The sequence below is a fragment of the Streptomyces sp. NPDC093984 genome, from assembly GCF_044764595.1.
In the GTDB taxonomy this organism is placed as follows: domain Bacteria; phylum Actinomycetota; class Actinomycetes; order Streptomycetales; family Streptomycetaceae; genus Streptomyces; species Streptomyces cynarae.
The window spans coordinates 176,459-195,211 of the sequence record NZ_JBIWIM010000011.1; the positions used below are offsets into that span (position 1 = coordinate 176,459).

16 protein-coding genes are annotated in these 18,753 nt (G+C 71.0%); 10 read left to right on the forward strand and 6 right to left on the reverse strand.

All coding sequences use genetic code 11. The annotated features are described in order from the left end of the window. Positions 1-174: 174 nt before the first annotated feature. Both glp and galU read right to left on the reverse strand, forming a co-directional pair. Entirely contained in the window at positions 175-1,497 is a 1,323-nt protein-coding gene (glp, locus tag ACIRC0_RS31390; RefSeq protein WP_403622791.1) for a gephyrin-like molybdotransferase Glp, read from the reverse strand. Between the two features lie 4 nt (positions 1,498-1,501). Then, positions 1,502-2,404, reverse strand: coding sequence for a UTP--glucose-1-phosphate uridylyltransferase GalU (galU, locus tag ACIRC0_RS31395; RefSeq protein WP_403622794.1), 903 nt, complete (start codon positions 2,402-2,404; stop codon positions 1,502-1,504). A gap of 134 nt (positions 2,405-2,538) precedes the next feature. On the opposite strand from galU, the gene ACIRC0_RS31400 reads away from it, so the two are divergent. After that, positions 2,539-3,123: a 5-formyltetrahydrofolate cyclo-ligase gene (locus tag ACIRC0_RS31400; protein ID WP_403622797.1), complete on the forward strand. Its 585-nt coding sequence runs from the start codon at positions 2,539-2,541 to the stop codon at positions 3,121-3,123. Between the two features lie 78 nt (positions 3,124-3,201). Here the strand turns inward: ACIRC0_RS31400 and ACIRC0_RS31405 are convergent, their stop codons facing one another. After that, positions 3,202-6,027 carry a penicillin acylase family protein gene (locus ACIRC0_RS31405; RefSeq protein WP_403622800.1) on the reverse strand — a complete coding sequence of 942 codons (2,826 nt, stop codon included), beginning with the start codon at positions 6,025-6,027 and terminating at the stop codon, positions 3,202-3,204. Between the two features lie 220 nt (positions 6,028-6,247). On the opposite strand from ACIRC0_RS31405, the gene ACIRC0_RS31410 reads away from it, so the two are divergent. The 6 genes from ACIRC0_RS31410 to mscL all read left to right on the forward strand — a co-directional run bounded on the left by ACIRC0_RS31410 (position 6,248) and on the right by mscL (position 12,134). Continuing rightward, entirely contained in the window at positions 6,248-7,810 is a 1,563-nt protein-coding gene (locus tag ACIRC0_RS31410; protein WP_403622803.1) for a potassium/proton antiporter, read from the forward strand. A gap of 276 nt (positions 7,811-8,086) precedes the next feature. Next, positions 8,087-9,358, forward strand: a complete 1,272-nt coding sequence (locus ACIRC0_RS31415) for an MFS transporter (protein WP_403622806.1) — start codon at positions 8,087-8,089, stop codon at positions 9,356-9,358. 68 nt (positions 9,359-9,426) lie between these two features. Beyond that, positions 9,427-9,735, forward strand: a complete 309-nt coding sequence (locus ACIRC0_RS31420) for an FmdB family zinc ribbon protein (protein ID WP_403622809.1) — start codon at positions 9,427-9,429, stop codon at positions 9,733-9,735. A 130-nt stretch (positions 9,736-9,865) separates the two neighbouring features. Next, a complete protein-coding gene (locus ACIRC0_RS31425) occupies positions 9,866-10,699 on the forward strand; it encodes an S-methyl-5'-thioadenosine phosphorylase (protein WP_403622812.1) in 834 nt (277 codons plus the stop codon). 238 nt (positions 10,700-10,937) lie between these two features. Next, positions 10,938-11,513, forward strand: a complete 576-nt coding sequence (locus ACIRC0_RS31430; protein WP_403622815.1) for a hypothetical protein — start codon at positions 10,938-10,940, stop codon at positions 11,511-11,513. Positions 11,514-11,663: 150 nt separating this feature from the next. After that, the gene (mscL, locus tag ACIRC0_RS31435; protein WP_403622818.1) at positions 11,664-12,134 is read left to right on the forward strand and encodes a large conductance mechanosensitive channel protein MscL; all 471 of its coding nucleotides are present in this window, start codon (positions 11,664-11,666) and stop codon (positions 12,132-12,134) included. A 61-nt stretch (positions 12,135-12,195) separates the two neighbouring features. Here mscL and ACIRC0_RS31440 read toward each other — a convergent pair whose 3' ends face one another. Next, entirely contained in the window at positions 12,196-12,402 is a 207-nt protein-coding gene (locus ACIRC0_RS31440; protein ID WP_403622821.1) for a hypothetical protein, read from the reverse strand. A 141-nt stretch (positions 12,403-12,543) separates the two neighbouring features. On the opposite strand from ACIRC0_RS31440, the gene ACIRC0_RS31445 reads away from it, so the two are divergent. The 3 genes from ACIRC0_RS31445 to ACIRC0_RS31455 all read left to right on the forward strand — a co-directional run bounded on the left by ACIRC0_RS31445 (position 12,544) and on the right by ACIRC0_RS31455 (position 15,947). Beyond that, on the forward strand, positions 12,544-13,581 hold the full coding sequence (locus ACIRC0_RS31445; protein ID WP_403622824.1) for a P1 family peptidase: 1,038 nt from the start codon (positions 12,544-12,546) through the stop codon (positions 13,579-13,581). Positions 13,582-13,756: 175 nt separating this feature from the next. Beyond that, positions 13,757-14,980 carry an Ig-like domain-containing protein gene (locus ACIRC0_RS31450; RefSeq protein ID WP_403622826.1) on the forward strand — a complete coding sequence of 408 codons (1,224 nt, stop codon included), beginning with the start codon at positions 13,757-13,759 and terminating at the stop codon, positions 14,978-14,980. A 193-nt stretch (positions 14,981-15,173) separates the two neighbouring features. Further along, on the forward strand, positions 15,174-15,947 hold the full coding sequence (locus tag ACIRC0_RS31455) for a DUF6227 family protein (RefSeq protein WP_403622829.1): 774 nt from the start codon (positions 15,174-15,176) through the stop codon (positions 15,945-15,947). A 183-nt stretch (positions 15,948-16,130) separates the two neighbouring features. Here the strand turns inward: ACIRC0_RS31455 and ACIRC0_RS31460 are convergent, their stop codons facing one another. After that, a complete protein-coding gene (locus ACIRC0_RS31460; RefSeq protein WP_403622832.1) occupies positions 16,131-16,397 on the reverse strand; it encodes a hypothetical protein in 267 nt (88 codons plus the stop codon). Positions 16,398-16,596: 199 nt separating this feature from the next. Beyond that, positions 16,597-18,708, reverse strand: coding sequence for a fructose-specific PTS transporter subunit EIIC (locus tag ACIRC0_RS31465; RefSeq protein WP_403622834.1), 2,112 nt, complete (start codon positions 18,706-18,708; stop codon positions 16,597-16,599). Positions 18,709-18,753: the final 45 nt, after the last annotated feature.

Below are 18,753 nucleotides of genomic sequence, written 5' to 3' on the forward strand. Positions count from 1 at the left end.
ACTCCCGGTCCTGGCCCGGCACGCGGACCTGCTGTGCGCGACACGGTACCGCCAACCGGGCAGGATCAGCCGACCAAGGTCCACGGACCGGATACGGAGACGCGACCGGACCGCACCGACAGACCTGTCCGACCGGGCGAAGCCTCCGAACCCGGACACCCGGGGCGCCCGCCGTCAGCCGAGCAGAACCACCTCGACCTCCGTGCCCGGCTCGACGGATGTGTCGTCCTCGGGGACCACGATCAGGGCGTCCGCCTGGGCGAGGGCCGCGATCAGATGGGAGCCGGCGCCGCCCACCGGGGTCACCGTGCCGTCGGCGTACGTGCCGCGCAGGAACTGCCGGCGGCCCGCGGGCGACGTCAGCGCCTCGTCCGCCTTCAGGACGGCTCTGGTCCGGGGACGGTGCACGTCCGGCAGGCCCATCAGGGTGCGGATCGCCGGGCGTACGAACAGCTCGAAGGAGACGTACGACGACACCGGGTTGCCCGGCAGCGCGAGCAGCGGCGTGTGGTCGGGCCCGATGGAACCGAAGCCCTGGGGCTTGCCGGGCTGCATGGCGAGCTTGCGGAACTCGACGCCGCCGCCCGCCTCGTCCGCGTCGCCCACGGAGGACAGCGCCTCCTTGACGACGTCGTACGCGCCCACGCTCACCCCTCCGGTGGTGACCATGAGGTCGGCCCGGACGAGCTGGTCCTCGATGGTGGTGCGCAGCGTGTCCGCGTCGTCGGCGACCGCGCCGACCCGGTAGGCGATGGCGCCGGCGTCCCGGGCGGCGGCGGTGAGGGCGAAGCTGTTGGAGTCGTAGATCTGGCCGGCCGCCAGTTCCTCGTCGGGCTGGACGAGTTCGCTCCCGGTGGACAGGACGACCACGCGCGGGCGCGGGCGCACGCGTACCGTGCCGCGGCCGATCGCGGCGAGCAGCGCGATCTGCGGCGGGCCGAGGACGGTGCCGGCCGCCAGGGCGAGGTCGCCGGCCCGGACGTCGCTGCCCTCGGCGCGCACGTGCGCGCGTGCCTCGGCCGGGCGGTGGACGCGCACCTGCCCTGCGGCTCCCTCGGGGGCGAGACTGCGGGCGCGCATCCCGGAGACGGGGCCGCCGCCCAGCCCGCCGTCGGTCCACTCCACGGGGACGACGGCTTCGGCGCCCGGCGGCAGCGGGGCGCCGGTCATGATGCGCGCGGCCTGGCCGGGCCCGACGTGCAGCAGGTCGGCCGCGCCCGCCGCGACGTCGCCGATCACCGTGAGGACGGCCGGGAACTCCTCGCTCGCGCCCGCGACGTCCGCGACCCGCACCGCGTACCCGTCCATGGAGCTGTTGTCGAACGGCGGCAGCGACAGGGGCACCGTGACGTCGTCGACCAGGACGCAGTCCTGCGCGTCGAGCAGGTTCAGCTCGATCGGCTCCAGGGGGCGGACGGTGGTGAGGATGTCCTCCAGGTGTTCGTCCACCGACCACAGGCGGTCCTGGCCGGTGGCGCGGGTCGCGGCGGCGCTCAAATCGCTACATCTCCTCGGCTACGAAGCTGCGAAGCCAGGTCCTGAAGCCAGGGCCCAGGTCTTCACGTTCGCATGCGAGTCTGACAATGGCACGCAGGTAGTCGCCACGGTCGCCGGTGTCATAGCGGCGGCCCTTGAAGACCACGCCGTGCACCGGGCCGCCGATCTTCTCGTCCTCGGCGAGCTGCTGGAGGGCGTCGGTGAGCTGGATCTCGTTGCTGCGGCCCGGCTCCGTCTTGCGCAGGATGTCGAAGATGTGCGGGTCGAGGACGTAGCGGCCGATGACGGCGTAGTTCGACGGGGCGTCCGCCGGGTCCGGCTTCTCGACCAGGCCGGTCACCTGGACGACGTCGCTGTCCTCGGTGGTCTCGACGGCCGCGCAGCCGTAGAGGTGGATCTGCTCGGGCGCGACCTCCATGAGCGCGATGACACTGCCGCCGTACTGCTCCTGGACCTCGATCATGCGCTTGAGCAGCGGGTCGCGCGGGTCGATCAGGTCGTCGCCGAGGAGGACCGCGAACGGCTCCTGGCCGACGTGCGGGGCGGCGCACAGGACGGCGTGGCCGAGGCCCCTGGGATCGCCCTGGCGGACGTAGTGCATGGTGGCGAGGTCACTGGACTCCTGGACCTTGGCGAGCCGCTCGGCGTCGCCCTTCTTCTCCAGGGCCGACTCGAGCTCGTAGTTGCGGTCGAAGTGGTCCTCGAGGGGGCGCTTGTTGCGACCGGTGACCATCAGTACGTCGTCGAGCCCCGCGGACACGGCTTCCTCGACCACGTACTGGATCGCGGGCTTGTCGACGACCGGCAGCATCTCCTTGGGCGTGGCCTTGGTGGCCGGCAGGAACCGGGTGCCGAGGCCGGCAGCGGGGATGACAGCCTTGGTGATCCTGGGGTGCGACTGAGTCATGTCCGCAACGATATCCGGTGGGTATGTGCGGAAACTGTGGCTCCGGTTAATTCGCTCTCATATGAGCGCATTGCGAACGAGGAGGCCACTGACCTGTGGGTCCCATGGAACACCACGCAGATCCTGGCAAGCGAATGTTGCGGCGAGGCTTCCTCGCGGTGAGGAGCGGATTGACCGCCGATGACGTGCGGGAAGCGGCGACCGCGCTGGCCGAACGCGCCCTGGAGCTGCCCGAGCTGGCGCACGCGCGCACGGTGGCCGCGTACGTCTCCGTGGGGAGCGAACCCGGCACGCTCGCGCTTCTGGACGCGCTGCGCGCGCGGGGCGTGCGCGTACTGCTCCCGGTGCTCCTGCCGGACAACGACCTCGACTGGGGGACGTACGCCGGGCCGGAGTCCCTGGTGAGCGTGCGGCACGGTGGGCGGATGGCCCTCCTGGAACCCGCGGGCGAGCGCCTGGGCCCGGAGGCCGTCCGGGAGGCCGACGCCGTACTGCTGCCCGGGCTGGCGGTCGACGCCCGCGGCATGCGCCTCGGGCGCGGCGGCGGCTCCTACGACCGGGTGCTGGCCCGCCTGGAGCGGGCGGGCGCCGACCCCGCCCTGGTGGTGCTCCTGTACGACCCGGAGGTCGTCGAGCGGGTGCCCGAAGAGGCGCACGACCGCCCGGTGCACGCCGTGGTGACCCCGTCGGGCGTACGCCGCTTCCACCGCCGGCCGTGACGCCGACTGTGAGAGCCCCGCACGTGGGAACGGCCCTTCACGCGCGCGTGAAGGGCCGTTCCCACGGTGTGGCGCCCGTCAGGGCTTGAGCACCAGCGTGTCGGTCGTGCTCTTGTCCACCGCGTCCTTCGAGAAGTTCCACGGCAGCAGCTCGCCCTTGACCCACTTCTCCGTCTGGTCGGTGTAGTGGGCGCTGTAGGCGTGGCCCGAGGCACCGCTGAGGTTGATCCACTTGGACTTGTCGAGGTCGGCCAGGTTGACCACCATCCGCATCGACGGCACCCACAGGGCGTTGTAGCCGCCCGCCGCGTTCCAGCCGGTGGCGTTCACGGTCGCCTCGCCGCCGTCCAGCTTCCAGGGGCCGCGGTTGAGCATGTACTGCAGTATGCCGGGGCCGTCGGTGCCCAGGGTCTGGTTCTTCAGGAACAGGCGGTGCAGCCGGCCCCAGCTCCAGGTGTCCATGTCCTTGCCGAGCTTGGCGACCAGCTCCCAGGTCGCGTCCTTCATGGCGCGCCCGAACAGCTCGTCACGCGTCGTCGTGGCCGGGTCGGTGCGCGTCGCGGGCGACTGCCACCAGTCGTTCTTCTCGTCGTCGACGATGTTGCGGACCACCTCGAACCAGCGGTCGCCGCCGTCCGGCTGCGCCTGGTCCGCTTCGCGCTGGCCGCACTCGCGCACCTTGCGGTCCTCGTCGGCCGGGCCGGTGGAGTCGGCGGGCTCCACCCACAGGCACTGGCCCTTGACCCGCAGCTCCTTGGGCAGCTTGTTGCCGAAGGCGAGCTTGAGGATGTTGCGCCAGACCGCGTTGAAGTACGCGGCCGCCGCCGAGTCGGAGTCCTGGGTGTAGTCCCAGCCCTCCAGCAGCTTCTGCGCCGCGCGGACGTGCTTGTCCGAGACGTCGATCTTCAGCAGCTTGGGCACGAGCAGCTTGGCGATCTCGCTTGAGTTGTCGAGCTGCATCTGCCGCATGTCGTCGGTCGAGATCTTGCCGCCGCCCTTGATCTTCGACTCGATCAGGTCGGTGATCCGCTGGCTGCGCGAGCCGTAGCCCCAGTCCGTGGTGAGCGTGTAGGGGTACTTGTCCTTGTCGATCACGGCCTGGTTGGCGGTGACGATGTAGCCGCGCTTGGGATTGAACTCGTAGGGCAGCGCGGCCGGCGGGATGTAGCCGGTCCAGTCGTACTTCGAGTCCCAGCCGGGCGCCGGGATCGAGCCGTCGTCGCCCTGCGCGCGCGTGGGGATCTTGCCGGGCAGTTGGTAGCCGATGTTGCCCTGGGTGTCGGCGTAGATCAGGTTCTGCGAGGGCACGTCGAAGGAGCGGGCCGCCCGGCGGAACTCGGACCAGTTAGACGCCTTGTCGATCGCGAAGACGGCGTCCATGGTGTTGCCGGGGTCCAGTGCGGTCCAGCGCAGGGCGACGCCGTAGCCGTCGGCGCGGTCGGGCGCCACGGTGTCGACGGTGGCCTTCTTGCCGACGTTGACGAGTTCGTCGTCGCGGTCGGACAGCAGCGGGCCGTTGTTCGTCTCACGGACGACGATCTTCTTCGAGTCGCCGCCCGCCACCTTGATCGTCTCGGTGCGGGAGGTGAACGGCACGACCTTGCCGTCCCTCAGGTAGCCGTCGCCGGAGAGCTTCTCCAGGTAGAGGTCGGTGACGTCGACGCCGGAGTTGGTCATGCCCCAGGAGATGCTCTGGTTGTGGCCGATTATCACGCCGGGCATGCCGGCGAAGGTGTAGCCGGTGACGTCGTAGCCGCACTTGCTGGAGACGGTCGTGCAGTGCAGGCCCATCTGGTACCAGACCGACGGCAGCGAGGCCGACAGGTGCGGGTCGTTGGCCAGCAGCGGCTTGCCGGTGATGGTGTGGCTTCCGGCGACGACCCAGGAGTTGGAGCCGATGCCGTGGCCGTTCACGCCGACGGCGGTCGGGACGTCGGCCAGGACGTTCGTGAGACCCGCCAGCTGGCTGCGCAGGGACGAGGAGGCCGAGGTCGACGTGGACGTGGACGTTGAGCCCGACGTCCCGGTCGTCGACCGCGTGCCCGTCGTGCCCGTCGTGCCTGTCGCACCCTTCGAGCCCGCCGTACCCGTGGCACCCGTGGCACCCGTCGAGTCGCCCTGCTCGAACGCCTTCGTCAGGGCGTTGTACTCGCCCTCCTGGACGATCGGCTTGTTGCGGCTGTACGGGTATTCCGGGTACAGGTCGGCGATCTGCTTGGGGCCCAGGCGGCTGGTCATCAGGGAGCGGTCGATCTCGTCCTGCATGTTGCCGCGCAGGTCCCAGGCCATCGCCTTGAGCCAGGAGACCGAGTCGACCGGGGTCCACGGCTGGGGCTTGTAGTCGTTGGTCAGGTCCAGGGCCGCGTACTCGAGGGAGATCTCCTTGCCGTCCTTGCCCTTCAGGTAGGCGTTGACTCCCTTGGCGTACGCCTGGAGGTACTTCTTCGTGGAGGCCGACAGCTTGGTGTCGTACTCCTTCTGCGCCACCCGGTCCCAGCCCAGGGTGCGCAGGAACTCGTCGTTCTTGACCTGGCTCTTGCCGAACATCTCGGACAGGCGTCCGGACGTCATGTGGCGGCGCACGTCCATCTCGTAGAACCGGTCCTGCGCCTGGACGTACCCCTGCGCCATGAACAGGTCCTCGTCGGAGGACGCGTAGATCTGCGGGATCCCGTAGCCGTCGCGCTTGACGTCGACGGGACCCGACAGGCCCTCGAGCGTGATCGTCCCCTTGGTCTGCGGGAAGGAGGCGCGCACGGTGCTGACGGACCAGTAGCCGCCGTATCCGAAACCTCCCACAAGGGCCACAACCAGGACGATCACGAGCAGTCGGGCTCTGCGCCCCTTCTTCCTGCCGGACTTGCCGGGCTTCTGGCCGGAAGAGGCGGTGGTGTTGGGGGGCATCGCTGTCCTTGCTGTCCTAACACGAGCGGCAGGGCGGGCTGTGCTTTCTACTGAGCGCTGGAGCAACCATAGGCGCAGGGCCCGGTCCGCCTTGACGCGGAGTCGGGAACCAGCCCGGACTGGAGTTCGATCATGCGACCCGAAACGTCAAGAAAGCGTCAAGAGTTAGGTAAGCTAATGAAGTAGTCGAAGTGAAGTCCGCCCCAGCACCGGGCTTCGCGTGCTCGGATCGTGGCGTCGCCTCGCGGCCCACGGATTGGCGAGAAGGGAACGGCCGCTGACTGTCCACCACCTCAACCAGCTCCTGCTCCTCTGCTCGCTCGTTCTGCTCGTCGCGGTGGCAGCGGTTCGGATCTCGTCGCGCAGCGGCCTCCCCAGCCTGCTCGTCTACCTGGGCATCGGCATCGCCATGGGCCAGGACGGATTCGGCATCCACTTCAACAACGCCGAGCTGACCCAGGTCATGGGATACGCGGCACTGGTCGTGATCCTGGCCGAGGGCGGTCTCGGCACGAAGTGGAAGCAGATCAAGCCGGCCCTCCCGGCGGCCTCCGCGCTGGCGCTCCTCGGCGTCGCGGTGAGCGTCGGCGTCACGGCCGCGGGCGCGCACTACCTGAGCGGACTGGAGTGGCGGCAGGCGCTCATCATCGGAGCGGTGGTGTCGTCGACCGACGCGGCGGCGGTCTTCTCGGTACTGCGCAAAGTGCCCCTCCCCGCGCGCGTGACGGGCGTCCTGGAGGCCGAGTCCGGCTTCAACGACGCACCCGTCGTCATCCTCGTCGTCGCGTTCTCCACGGCCGGGCCGATCGAGCACTGGTACACGCTGCTCGGGAAGATACTCCTGGAGCTGGCCATCGGCGCCGCCATCGGTCTCGCGGTGGGCTGGCTCGGCTCCTGGGGTCTCAGGCACGTGGCGCTGCCCGCCTCCGGCCTCTACCCGATCGCGGTCATGGCCATCGCGGTCATGGCGTACGCGGGCGGCTCGCTGGCCCACGGCAGCGGCTTCCTCGCGGTGTACCTCGCCTCGATGATGCTCGGCAACGCCAAGCTGCCGCACTGGCCCGCGACCCGGGGCTTCGCCGAAGGGCTCGGCTGGATCGCCCAGATCGGCATGTTCGTCCTGCTCGGTCTGCTGGTGACCCCGCACGAACTGGCCGACGACGTACTGCCCGCCCTGGTCATCGGCATGGTGCTGACGATGGTGGCGCGTCCGCTGAGCGTCGTCATGAGCCTCGTGCCCTTCCGGCTCCCCTGGCAGGAGCAGACGCTGATGTCGTGGGCCGGGCTGCGCGGTGCGGTGCCCATCATCCTGGCGACGATCCCCATGGTGAACGGCGTCGCCGGCAGCCGCCGCATCTTCAACATCGTCTTCGTGCTCGTCGTCGTCTACACCCTCGTCCAGGGGCCGACCCTGCCCTGGCTGGCCCGCAAGCTACGCCTCGGCGAGGGTCCCCAAGCCGCGGACCTCGGCATCGAATCGGCGCCCCTGGAGCGGCTGCGCGGGCATCTGCTGTCCGTCACGATCCCCGAAGGATCTCGGATGCACGGCGTCGAGATCAACGAGCTGCGGCTGCCGGCCGGAGCCGCGGTCACCCTCGTCGTCCGGGAAGGGAAATCGTTCGTTCCGCTGCCGACGACGGTGCTGCGGCGCGGGGACGAACTGCTCGTGGTCGCCACGGACCAGGTCCGCGACGCGGCGGAGAGGCGTCTGCGGGCCGTCGGCCAGGGCGGCAAGCTGGCGGGCTGGCTGGGGACCACCGGGAACGGCACACCGGGACGTTGAGGGCGGCTTGGTGAACGGCACGTTTCGCACCGTTCACACCGTCGGGAATCCCAGGTCGAGCACCGGACGGTGCTCTGTTTCACAGGCGTCCTGCGCGATGCCCCTGTACAATCCAGGCGCACCCTGATCGAACCAACTCTGCCTGACGCAGAGCTGGCGCGACCGTATGGCGGCCGGGCGCCCTTCCTCCGTAGGGGCCGGTATCTACCGCAGTCCGCGCAAGAGGACAGCTCTCGGCGCGCACCCGCGCTACCAGGCAGCAGAAAGGCACGGGCCGTGGAGTCCACGGTCACCTCGAAGGCGTCCCGCCCGGGCTACGGGCAGCTGCTGCGCACCCGTGGCGCCTGGACGTTTCTTCTCCCCGGCTTCGCGGCGCGTCAGCCGTTCGCGATGCTCACCCTCTCCATCGTGCTGCTCGTCCGGCACACCACCGGCTCCTACGGGGCCGCGGGCGCCGTCGCCGCGGCCACCGGCGTGTCCATGGCCCTGTTCGCGCCGTACAGCGGCCGTCTCGCCGACCGCCACGGCCAGCGGGCTGTGCTGCTGCCCGGCGTCCTCGTGCACGCCTTGGCAGGCACCTCGCTGACCGCGCTCGCGCTGACCCACGCCCCGCTGTGGGCCCTTTTCGCGGCGGCCGTCCCGACCGGCGCGTCGGTGCCGCAGATCGGCCCCATGGTCCGCGCCCGGTGGGGCGTGAAGCTGAAGGACTCGCCCCTGATGTCGACGGCGGCGGCCTTCGAGTCGGTCACCGACGAGCTGACCTTCGTGCTCGGCCCGCTCCTGGCGACGGCCCTGTGCACCGCCGTGGCCCCGGCCGCGGGCCTGCTCACGGAGGCGGCGCTGACGCTGGTGGGCGGTGTGCTGTTCGCGGCGCAGAGGCGTACGCAGCCGGCCGTCGCCGCCGTCACGCACGCGCGCGTGGAGCACGCGTCCGCCCTGCGCGTCCCCGGGGTGCGGGTTCTGGTCGTGACCTTCCTGGGCATCGGTTCCGTCTTCGGCGGCATGCAGGTCTCGCTCTCCGCGTTCAGCCAGTCGATCGGCGAGCCGGGCCTGAACGGCGTCCTGTACGGCGTCTTCGCCGCGGGCAACATGCTCTCCGGCGTCGTGTGCGGCGCGATCGCCTGGAAGGCCGCCCCGCAGCGCCGCCTGGTCGTCGGCTACACGGCCCTCGCCCTGGCCGCCTCCGGCCTGTGGACCGCGCACTCGGTGGCCGTGCTGGCCGGACTCGGCCTGCTGGTGGGCATGTGCATCGCGCCGTCCCTGATCACCGGGTACACCCTGGTCGAGGCCCTGGTCCCGGACGGCGCCCGCACCGAGGCCTTCACCTGGCTGACCGGCGCGGTCGCGCTCGGCCAGGCGGCGGCGGTCACGGTCGCCGGACAGCTGGAGGACCGGCTGTGGACCGGCGCAGGCTTCCTCGTCCCGATGGGCGGTACGGTGCTGGCGCTGCTGACCCTGCTGTCCCTGCGGTCGTGGCTGGTCACGCGACCTTACGGCCGCACCGTGGCACGTGGCGTCGGTCACCGCGCACCGGTGACGGTGGACTGATCCCGCGGAATAGGTCACTATGGATCGTCGTTAGCACTCATTGAGTGAGAGTGCCAGGAGGAAGACAAGTGCCGACCTACCAGTACCAGTGCACCGAGTGCGGCGAGGGCCTCGAGGCGGTGCAGAAGTTCACCGACGACGCCCTGACCGAGTGCCCCAACTGTGGTGGCCGCCTGAAGAAGGTGTTCTCCGCGGTCGGCATCGTCTTCAAGGGCTCCGGCTTCTACCGCAACGACAGCCGCGGCTCCTCGTCGAGCAGCAGCCCGGCGTCGTCGAAGTCGTCGAGCTCCTCGTCGTCGTCCGACTCCGGCTCGTCGTCCTCGTCGTCTTCGTCTTCTTCTTCGTCGTCGTCGAGCACCAGCTCCTCCGCCGCATAGGTCCGTGCCGCGGGACCCCGCCGTCGTCCGACGGCGGGGTCTTCGGGGTTTGCGGCCCGCCGGGGGCGGCTGCTGCCGAGTTCCCCCCAGCCGGCTCGCACGCCCGTACGGGGCGGCTACTGTGCTCGCCATGACGAACGCGGAGATCGGTGTCATCGGCGGCTCTGGCTTCTACTCCTTCCTCGACGAGGTGACCGAGGTCCGGGTCGACACCCCGTACGGGGCACCCAGCGACTCCCTCTTCCTCGGCGAGATCGCCGGCCGGCGGGTCGCGTTCCTCCCCCGCCACGGCCGCGGCCACCATCTGCCGCCGCACCGGATCAACTACCGCGCCAACCTGTGGGCGCTCCGCTCCGTCGGGGTACGCCAGGTCCTCGGCCCGTGCGCGGTGGGCGGGCTGCGCCCGGAGTACGGACCGGGCACGCTGCTGGTCCCCGACCAGCTGGTGGACCGCACGAAGACCCGGGTGCAGACGTACTTCGACGGGCTGCCCCTGCCGGACGGCACCGTGCCGAACGTGGTGCACGTGTCCCTGGCCGACCCTTACTGCCCGGTCGGGCGGGCGGTCGCGCTGAAGGCCGCCCGCGGGCGGGACTGGGAGCCGGTGGACGGCGGGACGCTGGTCGTGGTCGAGGGGCCGCGGTTCTCCACCCGCGCCGAATCGTTGTGGCACCGGGCACAGGGCTGGTCCGTGGTGGGCATGACCGGCCATCCCGAGGCCGCGCTGGCTCGTGAACTGGAGCTCTGCTACACGTCGCTGACCCTGGTCACGGATCTGGACGCGGGGGCGGAGACCGGAGAGGGCGTCTCGCACGACGAGGTGCTGAAGGTGTTCGCGGCGAACGTGGACCGGTTGCGGGGCGTGCTGTTCGACGCGGTGGCCGCGCTGCCGGCCACCGAGGAGCGGGACTGCCTGTGCGTGAACGCGCTCGGCGGGATGAACCCGGGATTCGAGCTGCCGTGACGGGGGCCGCCGCGGCTGTGGCGAGGGCGGCCGTGGTGGGGAGAGCCGTGGTGGGGAGAGCCGTGGTGGGGAGAGCCGTGGTGAGGTCGGCTGTGACGGGGTCGGCCGTGCGGAACGTCCCGTTCGGGTGAGCGAGTTGTCCACAACCGCGGAGTAACCCACAGACGTCCGCGGCCTCCACCGCGAAGCGTCATCGTGGATCGCGACCCGATCGCTCACGACGCAGGTGGTGACCAGCATGCCCCGCATCTCCCCCTCCGCCCCTCAGCCCTACGCGGCGGTCCCGGCGCCCACGTACCCGCCCGCCGGCCTCTCCCCCCGTTCCGACACGCCTCCCACCTGTGCCGTGCCCCACTTCGCTCCCGTACGGGTGCGAGGAGGGCGGCAGCGGTTGCGGCGGGTGCTGCGGTGCCGGAGGCGGGCCGTCGCCGCGGGGCTGGCCGTCACCGCTGCCGCGCTCGTCTCGGCGGGGCCCGGAGGGTCCGAGGGCGCACGCGGGCATCCGGACACCGGGGGCCGCCCGACCGCGGCGGCCGTAGGGGAGCCGCGCCCGGTGGAGACGGTGACGGCGCCGGTACGGATCGCGGACGCGGCGACCGTGCGGCTGTTGCGGCCCGGCGACCGCGTCGACGTGATCGCGGCCGACGGCGGCGGCCAGGCCAGGGTCGTCGCGGCCGGGGCCCGGGTGACGCGGGTGCCCGATGTCGATCCGACGGAGAACGGCGCGCTGCTGGTGCTGTCCGTGCCGCGCCCCACGGCCGCACGCCTCGCCGGCGCCGGCGCCACCTCACGGCTGGCGGTGACGCTGTGCTGAGCCCGGCCCTGTTTCACACTGCCGGCGGTCGTGCGGCGCTGGGCCCGGTCCCCTTCGTGACGGCATGCGGTTGGACAGCCGTGGTACGCCCTGCCGTAGGTTGCGGAGCTGTTCGTTCCGAAGCATGTGCAGTCGAGAAGGGTCCCAGTGGTGAGCGAGATCAAAATGCCGGGCGTCCTGCAGGGCTTCAAGGCCTTCCTGATGCGTGGAAACGTCGTCGACCTGGCGGTCGCGGTGGTCATCGGCGCCGCCTTCACCAACATCGTGAACTCCGTGGTGAAGGGGGTCATCAGCCCGGTCGTGGGAGCGCTCGGCACCAAGAGCCTGGACAGCTACAGCTCCTGCATCAAGGAACCCTGCACGGGCACCGGCGCCGACGCGACGGGCGTCCGCATATTCTGGGGCTCGGTCCTCGGCGCCACGCTCAACTTCGTGATCACCGCCGCCGTCGTCTACTTCCTGATGGTCCTGCCCATGGCCAAGTTGCTGGCCCGGCAGGAGGCCCGACGCAAGGCCAAGCACGGCACCAAGGACGTGTCCGAGGTGACCGAACTGGAGGTGCTCGAGGAGATCCGCGACGCCCTCGTCGCGCAGCGCAGCCCGAACCGGAGCGACGCCTGACGGACGCCAGGACGCACCACAGGACGCAGGACAGGGCCGGCAACGGGCCCTGTGACGGCTCTCACAGGTGGTGGGGCGGCTTCTCGTCCAGGAACCGCGCCAGATCGGCAGCGCTGTCACCGCTCGGGCGGGGCCGGTCGCCCCATCCCAGGTCCGTGTCGTCCGACGACTGCGTGGTCAGCGGGTCGTCGAAGACCAGGGCGTCCTTGGGCTCGGGCTTCGCATCCCGCGGTTCGCGGTCCGGGGTGGACGTCGGGGTGGCGCTCATAGCCCCAGCGTACGTCTCCGCTGCACCGGGACGCGGCGTCGGGGCTTCGCAGACAGGGGCGCTCGCCACGGGGTGACACCCACGGGGCGGATTTCTGCGGCGCGGTGTCACGACCGGAGTGCGGCGAAGGATCATGGGTCCATGACACGTGACGCTCTGACAGATGTCGCCGGTCTGCGCGTGGGTCATGCCACACGGATCGGGGACGGCTGGCTCACCGGCACCACGGTCGTCCTGGCCCCGGAGGGCGGCGCGGTCGCGGCGGTCGACGTGCGCGGGGGCGGCCCCGGCACGAAGGAGACCGACGCGCTCGATCCACGCAACCTGGTGCAGAAGGTCGATGCGGTCGTCCTGACCGGAGGCAGCGCCTACGGGCTCGACGCGGCGTCGGGCGTCATGGCCTGGCTGGAGGAGCACGGCCGCGGGGTACGGGTGGGCCCCGATCCGTCACACGTGGTGCCGGTCGTGCCGGCCGCCTGCGTCTTCGACCTGGGGCGGGGCGGTGACTTCAGGGCGCGCCCGGACGCGGCCATGGGCCGGGCCGCGGTCGAGGCGGCGGCAGCGAGCGAGCCGGGCGCGCCGGTGGCGGAGGGCTGCGTGGGGGCGGGCACCGGCGCGACGGTCGGACCGCTCAAGGGCGGTGTCGGCACCGCGAGCACCGTGCTGGACTCGGGGATCACGGTGGGCGCCCTGGTGGTGTGCAACGCGGTGGGCTCGGCGATGGAGCCGGAGACGGGCGCGCTGTACGGGGAGTTGGTCCAGGGCCGGGTCGGCCGTCCGGCGCGGGAGGTGCACGAGGCCGCGCGGCGACGGCTCGCCGAATCCGCCGCGCGCCTTCCGCGCCCGCCGCTGAACACGACCCTCGCCGTGGTCGCGACCGACGCCGACCTCACCAAGGCGCAGGCGCAGAAGCTCGCGGGCGTGGCGCACGACGGTCTGGCGCGCGCCGTGCGGCCGGCGCACCTGCTGCACGACGGGGACACGGTGTTCGCGCTGGCGACCGGCTCCCGTGCGCTCGCCGCCCCGGACCCCCTCGCGCTCAACGAGGTGCTGGCGGCGGGCGCGGACCTCGTGACGCGCGCGATCGTACGGGCGGTGCGCGCCGCGGAGCCGGTGGACGGGCCGGGCGGGGCGTGGCCGTCGTACGGGGAGTTGTACGGCGGGGCGGAGACGATATGACGGGAGGGCATGAGAGGCCGAAGGGCCCCCGGGTGGTGGGCGATTGTCCCGGTTCTGTCACGTAAGGGCGTGCGGCGTGGCGGACGGGAACCCTCCAGCGCGGCGTTCGCTCTCTCTCCACGTACTCGAGCGGATCACGCAACCGAACGCACACCCCGACGACCTGGAGAAGCCTGTGACAACGCCGGACATGCGAGCGCGGCGCGCACTGGGGGCCTGTGCCGCCCTGATGGTCGGCGCCCTGACCCTCACCGCCTGCGGCGGCAGCGCCACCGCCGACAACGACAAGGGCGGCAAGGACTCCAATGAGTCCGCCAAGGTGTCCGCCGCCAGGATCACCATCTCCGCCAAGGACGGTTCGACCGGCGCGTCGATCAACACCACCGGAGTGAAGGTCAGCGACGGGAAGCTGACCCAGGTGAAGATGACGGCGGCGGGAACCGGCACGGCGGTGCCGGGGGAGATCTCCGCGGACGGGACGACCTGGAAGCCCAAGGAGCAGCTGGACCGCGGGACGAAGTACCAGATCTCGGCCACCGCCAAGGACGCCGACAACCGGGTCGCCGCCGCCAACTCCATCTTCACCACGGTCACTCAGGCGGGCAGCTTCGTCGGCACGTACACGCCCGACGACGGGGCGACGGTCGGTGTCGGTATGCCGGTGTCCTTCACGTTCGACAAGGCGATCACCGACAGGAAGGCAGTGCAGTCGCACATCACGGTGACGTCCAGCAGCGGCCAGCAGGTGGTGGGCCACTGGTTCGGCGCGCAGCGCCTGGACTTCCGGCCCCAGGACTACTGGAAGGCCGGCTCCAAGGTCACGATGAAGATCGACCTGGACGGCGTGGAGGGCGCGAACGGCGTCCGCGGTGTGCAGAAGAAGACCGTCACGTTCACCGTCGGACGCTCCCAGGTCTCCACGGTCGACGCGAAGACCCAGACCATGACGGTCGTGCGGGACGGCAGGACCATCAGGACGATTCCGGTGTCGACCGGCAGCCCGCAGCACACGACGTACAACGGGCGGATGGTGATCTCGGAGAAGTTCCCGCAGACGCGCATGAACAGCCAGACGGTCGGTCTCGGCGGCGAGTACAACATCCCGGACGTGCCGCACGCGATGCGGCTGACGACCTCCGGGACGTTCATCCACGGCAATTACTGGTACAACCAGGGCAATCCGCCCTTCGGTCGTGAGGGCACCAGCCACGGCTGCGTCGGCATGCAGGACGTGCAGGGCGCGCAGGGGAACACGATCGCCAAGTGGTTCTACGACAACTCGCTCATCGGTGACGTCGTGATCGTCGAGAACTCCCCCGACAAGACGGTCGCACCGGACAACGGCCTCAACGGCTGGAACATGCCGTGGAGCGAGTGGACCGCCGGAGGCACGGTGTGACCGGCCGCCCGACCGGCCCCGTGAGCTGCCGTTCGACCAGGTGCATATGACAGCGGATCAGGCCGCGTCGGCACCCGCCGTGCGGCCCGTCCGTTTTCCCACCGTGGGTTTTCCCGGTTCTCGGGCACGATGTCCGAGCAAGGGGCTACGGTATGCACCCACAAGGTGACATGCAGCAACGCCGGGAGAAACCTTGAGCGTTCCGTACGAGACGGCAGCGTACGAGTCGGCCGAGTCGCCGGAGTCCCCTGAGGAGCACCTCGCGCGACTCCTCGGCCGTGCCCTGAACTCCTTCGAGCTGCCCGACGAGACGATCGGGCACCTGGACTGCGCGCTGGCGTACGACAGTTCACTGCGCTCCGCGCACCACAGCGCGGGGCTGCACCGGGAGACCTACCGGCACACCTGGCTGCTCGCGGACGGCACGGCGGTCACCCTGTGGGAGCTCGTCCACAACACGGCCCCGGGCGGCCATCTCGAGCACGAGGTGTACGTGGACGCGGAGGAGCTGCGCACCGCCACGGCCCGGCTCCCGCTGCCGTCGGACACCCCGGACTTCGAACTGCCGGTGCCGGCGCAGCTGTCTCCGGTCCCCGAGCCCCGTCACGCGTATGCGCCCGACGACTCGGCGGACCACGCGCGCCGGCTGCTGCGCCGGGCGGAGAACCCGGACCGGCCGGGCGCGGACCTGTCGACGTTGCTGCTCGACTCGGCCTTCGCGCACGAGATCACGCAGGCGTTCGGCCGGCCGCCCCGGGCCGGCCGGGCGGGGGCGGCGCTGTGCTTCTCGCTCTACGAGCACGCGTTCCTGCTGCGGGACGGCAGGGAGCTGTCCCTGTGGGAGGTCGAGCACACGGCGACACCGGACGGCAGGCACAGGTGCGAGGTGTACGCGACCGAGGAGGCGGCCCGGGAGGCGATGGAGCGCCGCGCGGCGACGCTGGGCCAGCCAGCGGACACCGTCTAGTCAGTGCCTGTTGCGGCACTAGTGCCGCGGCAGGCAACGTTTGCCCGTCGAGGAGCGGCGTCCGGTGCGTGCTCTCGGCGTGCCGGCCGGAAGTCCTCGTACTGGACGTACTTGGGCTTTCGGCCGGTGCGGCGAGAGTGCGTGCCGGGCGCCGCGACGGGGCGAACGTTGCCTGTTGCGGCACTAGCTTCCGGGATGTCCCTGGGAGCGGCCGTCACGGAAGCGCCGTACCAGGTTGGCGAACGCGTCCCGTTCGGCAGGGGTGAGGTGGACCGAGTCCCAGTGCGGGGCCGTCCATCGCTGCCGGGGCACGCCACGGAGGGTTCCGCGCCGGATCACGCCCTTGTGGTACTGGCGGTGCATTTGGAACAGGCCGATCACCCAGAGGCCGGTCGCTACGGCGGCGACGACCACGGAGACCACCAGAGGGATCGACTCGTGCGCGGACATGCCTCCAGTAGACACCACCAACCGGGCTTCCAGCACCGGACCGTGACCAATCTCGCAGGTGCGACCACTGTGATGAGTACGACGTCTACGGCGAGTCGAGGCGAAGACGGGCAAAGGACGAGGTAAGTGCGCCACAAACGCGGTTGGGCCGCGCCCCTGTTGAGGGGCGCGGCCCAACCGCGTTGTCACTACCGCCGGATCAGGCGGCGACGGGCTGCTTGGAGTCACGGGCCGACACCGACGCTCCCGCGGCCTCCTTCGCGGAGCCCTCGGGGCTCTGCTTGCGCATGCCCTTCAGGATCACCACCAGAGCCGTGGTCACGCACACGCCGGCGACGAGGGCGACCAGGTAGAGGAACGGGTTGCCGATCAGCGGGACCACGAAGATGCCGCCGTGCGGGGCGCGCAGCGTGGCGCCGAAGCCCATCGACAGGGCGCCGGTGATGGCGCCCCCGACCATGGACGAGGGGATGACGCGCAGCGGGTCGGCCGCCGCGAACGGGATCGCGCCCTCGGAGATGAAGGAGGCGCCGAGCACCCAGGCGGCCTTGCCGTTCTCGCGCTCGGTCTGCGTGAAGAGCTTGCCGCGCACGGTGGTGGCCAGCGCCATCGCCAGCGGCGGGACCATACCGGCGGCCATCACCGCGGCCATGATCTTCATCGCGGAGTCGCTCGGGTTGGAGACCGCGATACCGGCGGTGGCGAAGGTGTACGCGACCTTGTTGACCGGGCCGCCGAGGTCGAAGCACATCATCACGCCGAGCAGGGCGCCGAGCAGGATGGCGTTGGTGCCGGAGAGGCTGTTCAGCCAGTCGGTCATGCCCTTCTGCGCGGAGGCGATCGGCTTGCCGATCACGACGAACATCAGGAACCCGACGATCGCCGAGGAGATCAGCGGTATCACCACCACCGGCATGATGCCGCGCAGCGCCGGCGGGATCTTGACCTTCTGGATCCCCATCACCACGCCACCGGCGAGGAGACCGGCGACCAGGCCGCCGAGGAAGCCCGCGTTGATGGTGAGGGCGATCGAGCCGCCGACGAAGCCGGGCACGAGACCGGGACGGTCCGCCATGCCGTAGGCGATGTAGCCGGCCAGGACCGGGACGAGGAAGCCGAAGGACACCACGCCGATCTGGAAGAGCAGAGCGGCCCAGCTGTCGCCCTGGGACCACACGAAGTGGTCCATGACCGAAGGCGCCTTGTTGATCTTGTAGCCGCCGATCGCGAAGCCGAGGGCGATGAGCAGGCCACCCGCGGCGACGAACGGGACCATGTAGCTCACGCCGGACATCAGCCACTTGCGCAGCTTGGTGCCGTACCCCTCGCCGGACTCACCGGCGCGCTCCACGGGCGTACCGCCAGAGGCGGGAGCGGTCGCCTCGCCGCGCTCGGCCTTCGCGCGCACCTCGGCGATCAGCTCGGCGGGCCGGTTGATGCCGGCCTTCACGCCGACGTCGACGGTCGGCTTCCCGGCGAAGCGGTCCTTCTCCCGCACGGGGACGTCATGGGCGAAGATCACCGCGTCCGCCGCCGTGATGACGGCCGGGTCGAGCCGGGTGAAGCCGGCCGAGCCCTGCGTCTCGACGACGAGTTCGACACCCGCCTCGCGGCCCGCGTTCTCCAGCGACTCGGCGGCCATGTAGGTGTGGGCGATACCGGTCGGGCAGGAGGTGACGGCGACGATACGGAACGGGCGCCCGCCCGCCTCCTCAGCGGCCACCTCGGAGGAGGCGGCGGAGGTGGTGGGCTCCTCGACCGCCGCCGGGGCCTCGTCCGCCGCCGGGGCCTCGACCGCCGCCGGAACCTCGTCCGCCGCCGGAGCCTGAGCCGGAGCCTGAGCCTGGGCCTGGGCCTGGGCCGCCGGAGCCTCGTCGCCGCGGATGAGCGCGGCCGCGGCCGCCGCGTCGTTCACGGACCGCAGCGCGGAGGTGAACTCGGTGTTCATCAGCTGGCGGGCCAGCGAGGACAGGATCGTCAGGTGCGCGTCGTCCGCGCCCGCCGGGGCGGCGATCAGGAAGATCAGGTCGGCCGGTCCGTCCGCGGCGCCGAAGTCGATGCCCCGGGCGCTGCGCCCGAAGGCGAGGGTCGGCCCGGTGACGTGCTCGCTGCGGCAGTGCGGTATGCCGATGCCGCCGTCGAGGCCGGTCGGCATCTGGGCCTCGCGGGCGGCCACGTCGGCGAGGAAGCCCTCCAGGTCGGTCACCCGGCCCTGGGCCACCATCCGCTCGGCGAGGGCACGGGCCGCCGCTTCCTTGGTGTCGGCGGACAGGTCGAGGTCGACCAGGTCCGCGGTGATCATCTCGCTCATCGCGGGCTCCTTCGCACGCGTATCGCCCGGGGGTCGTGGTGGGCG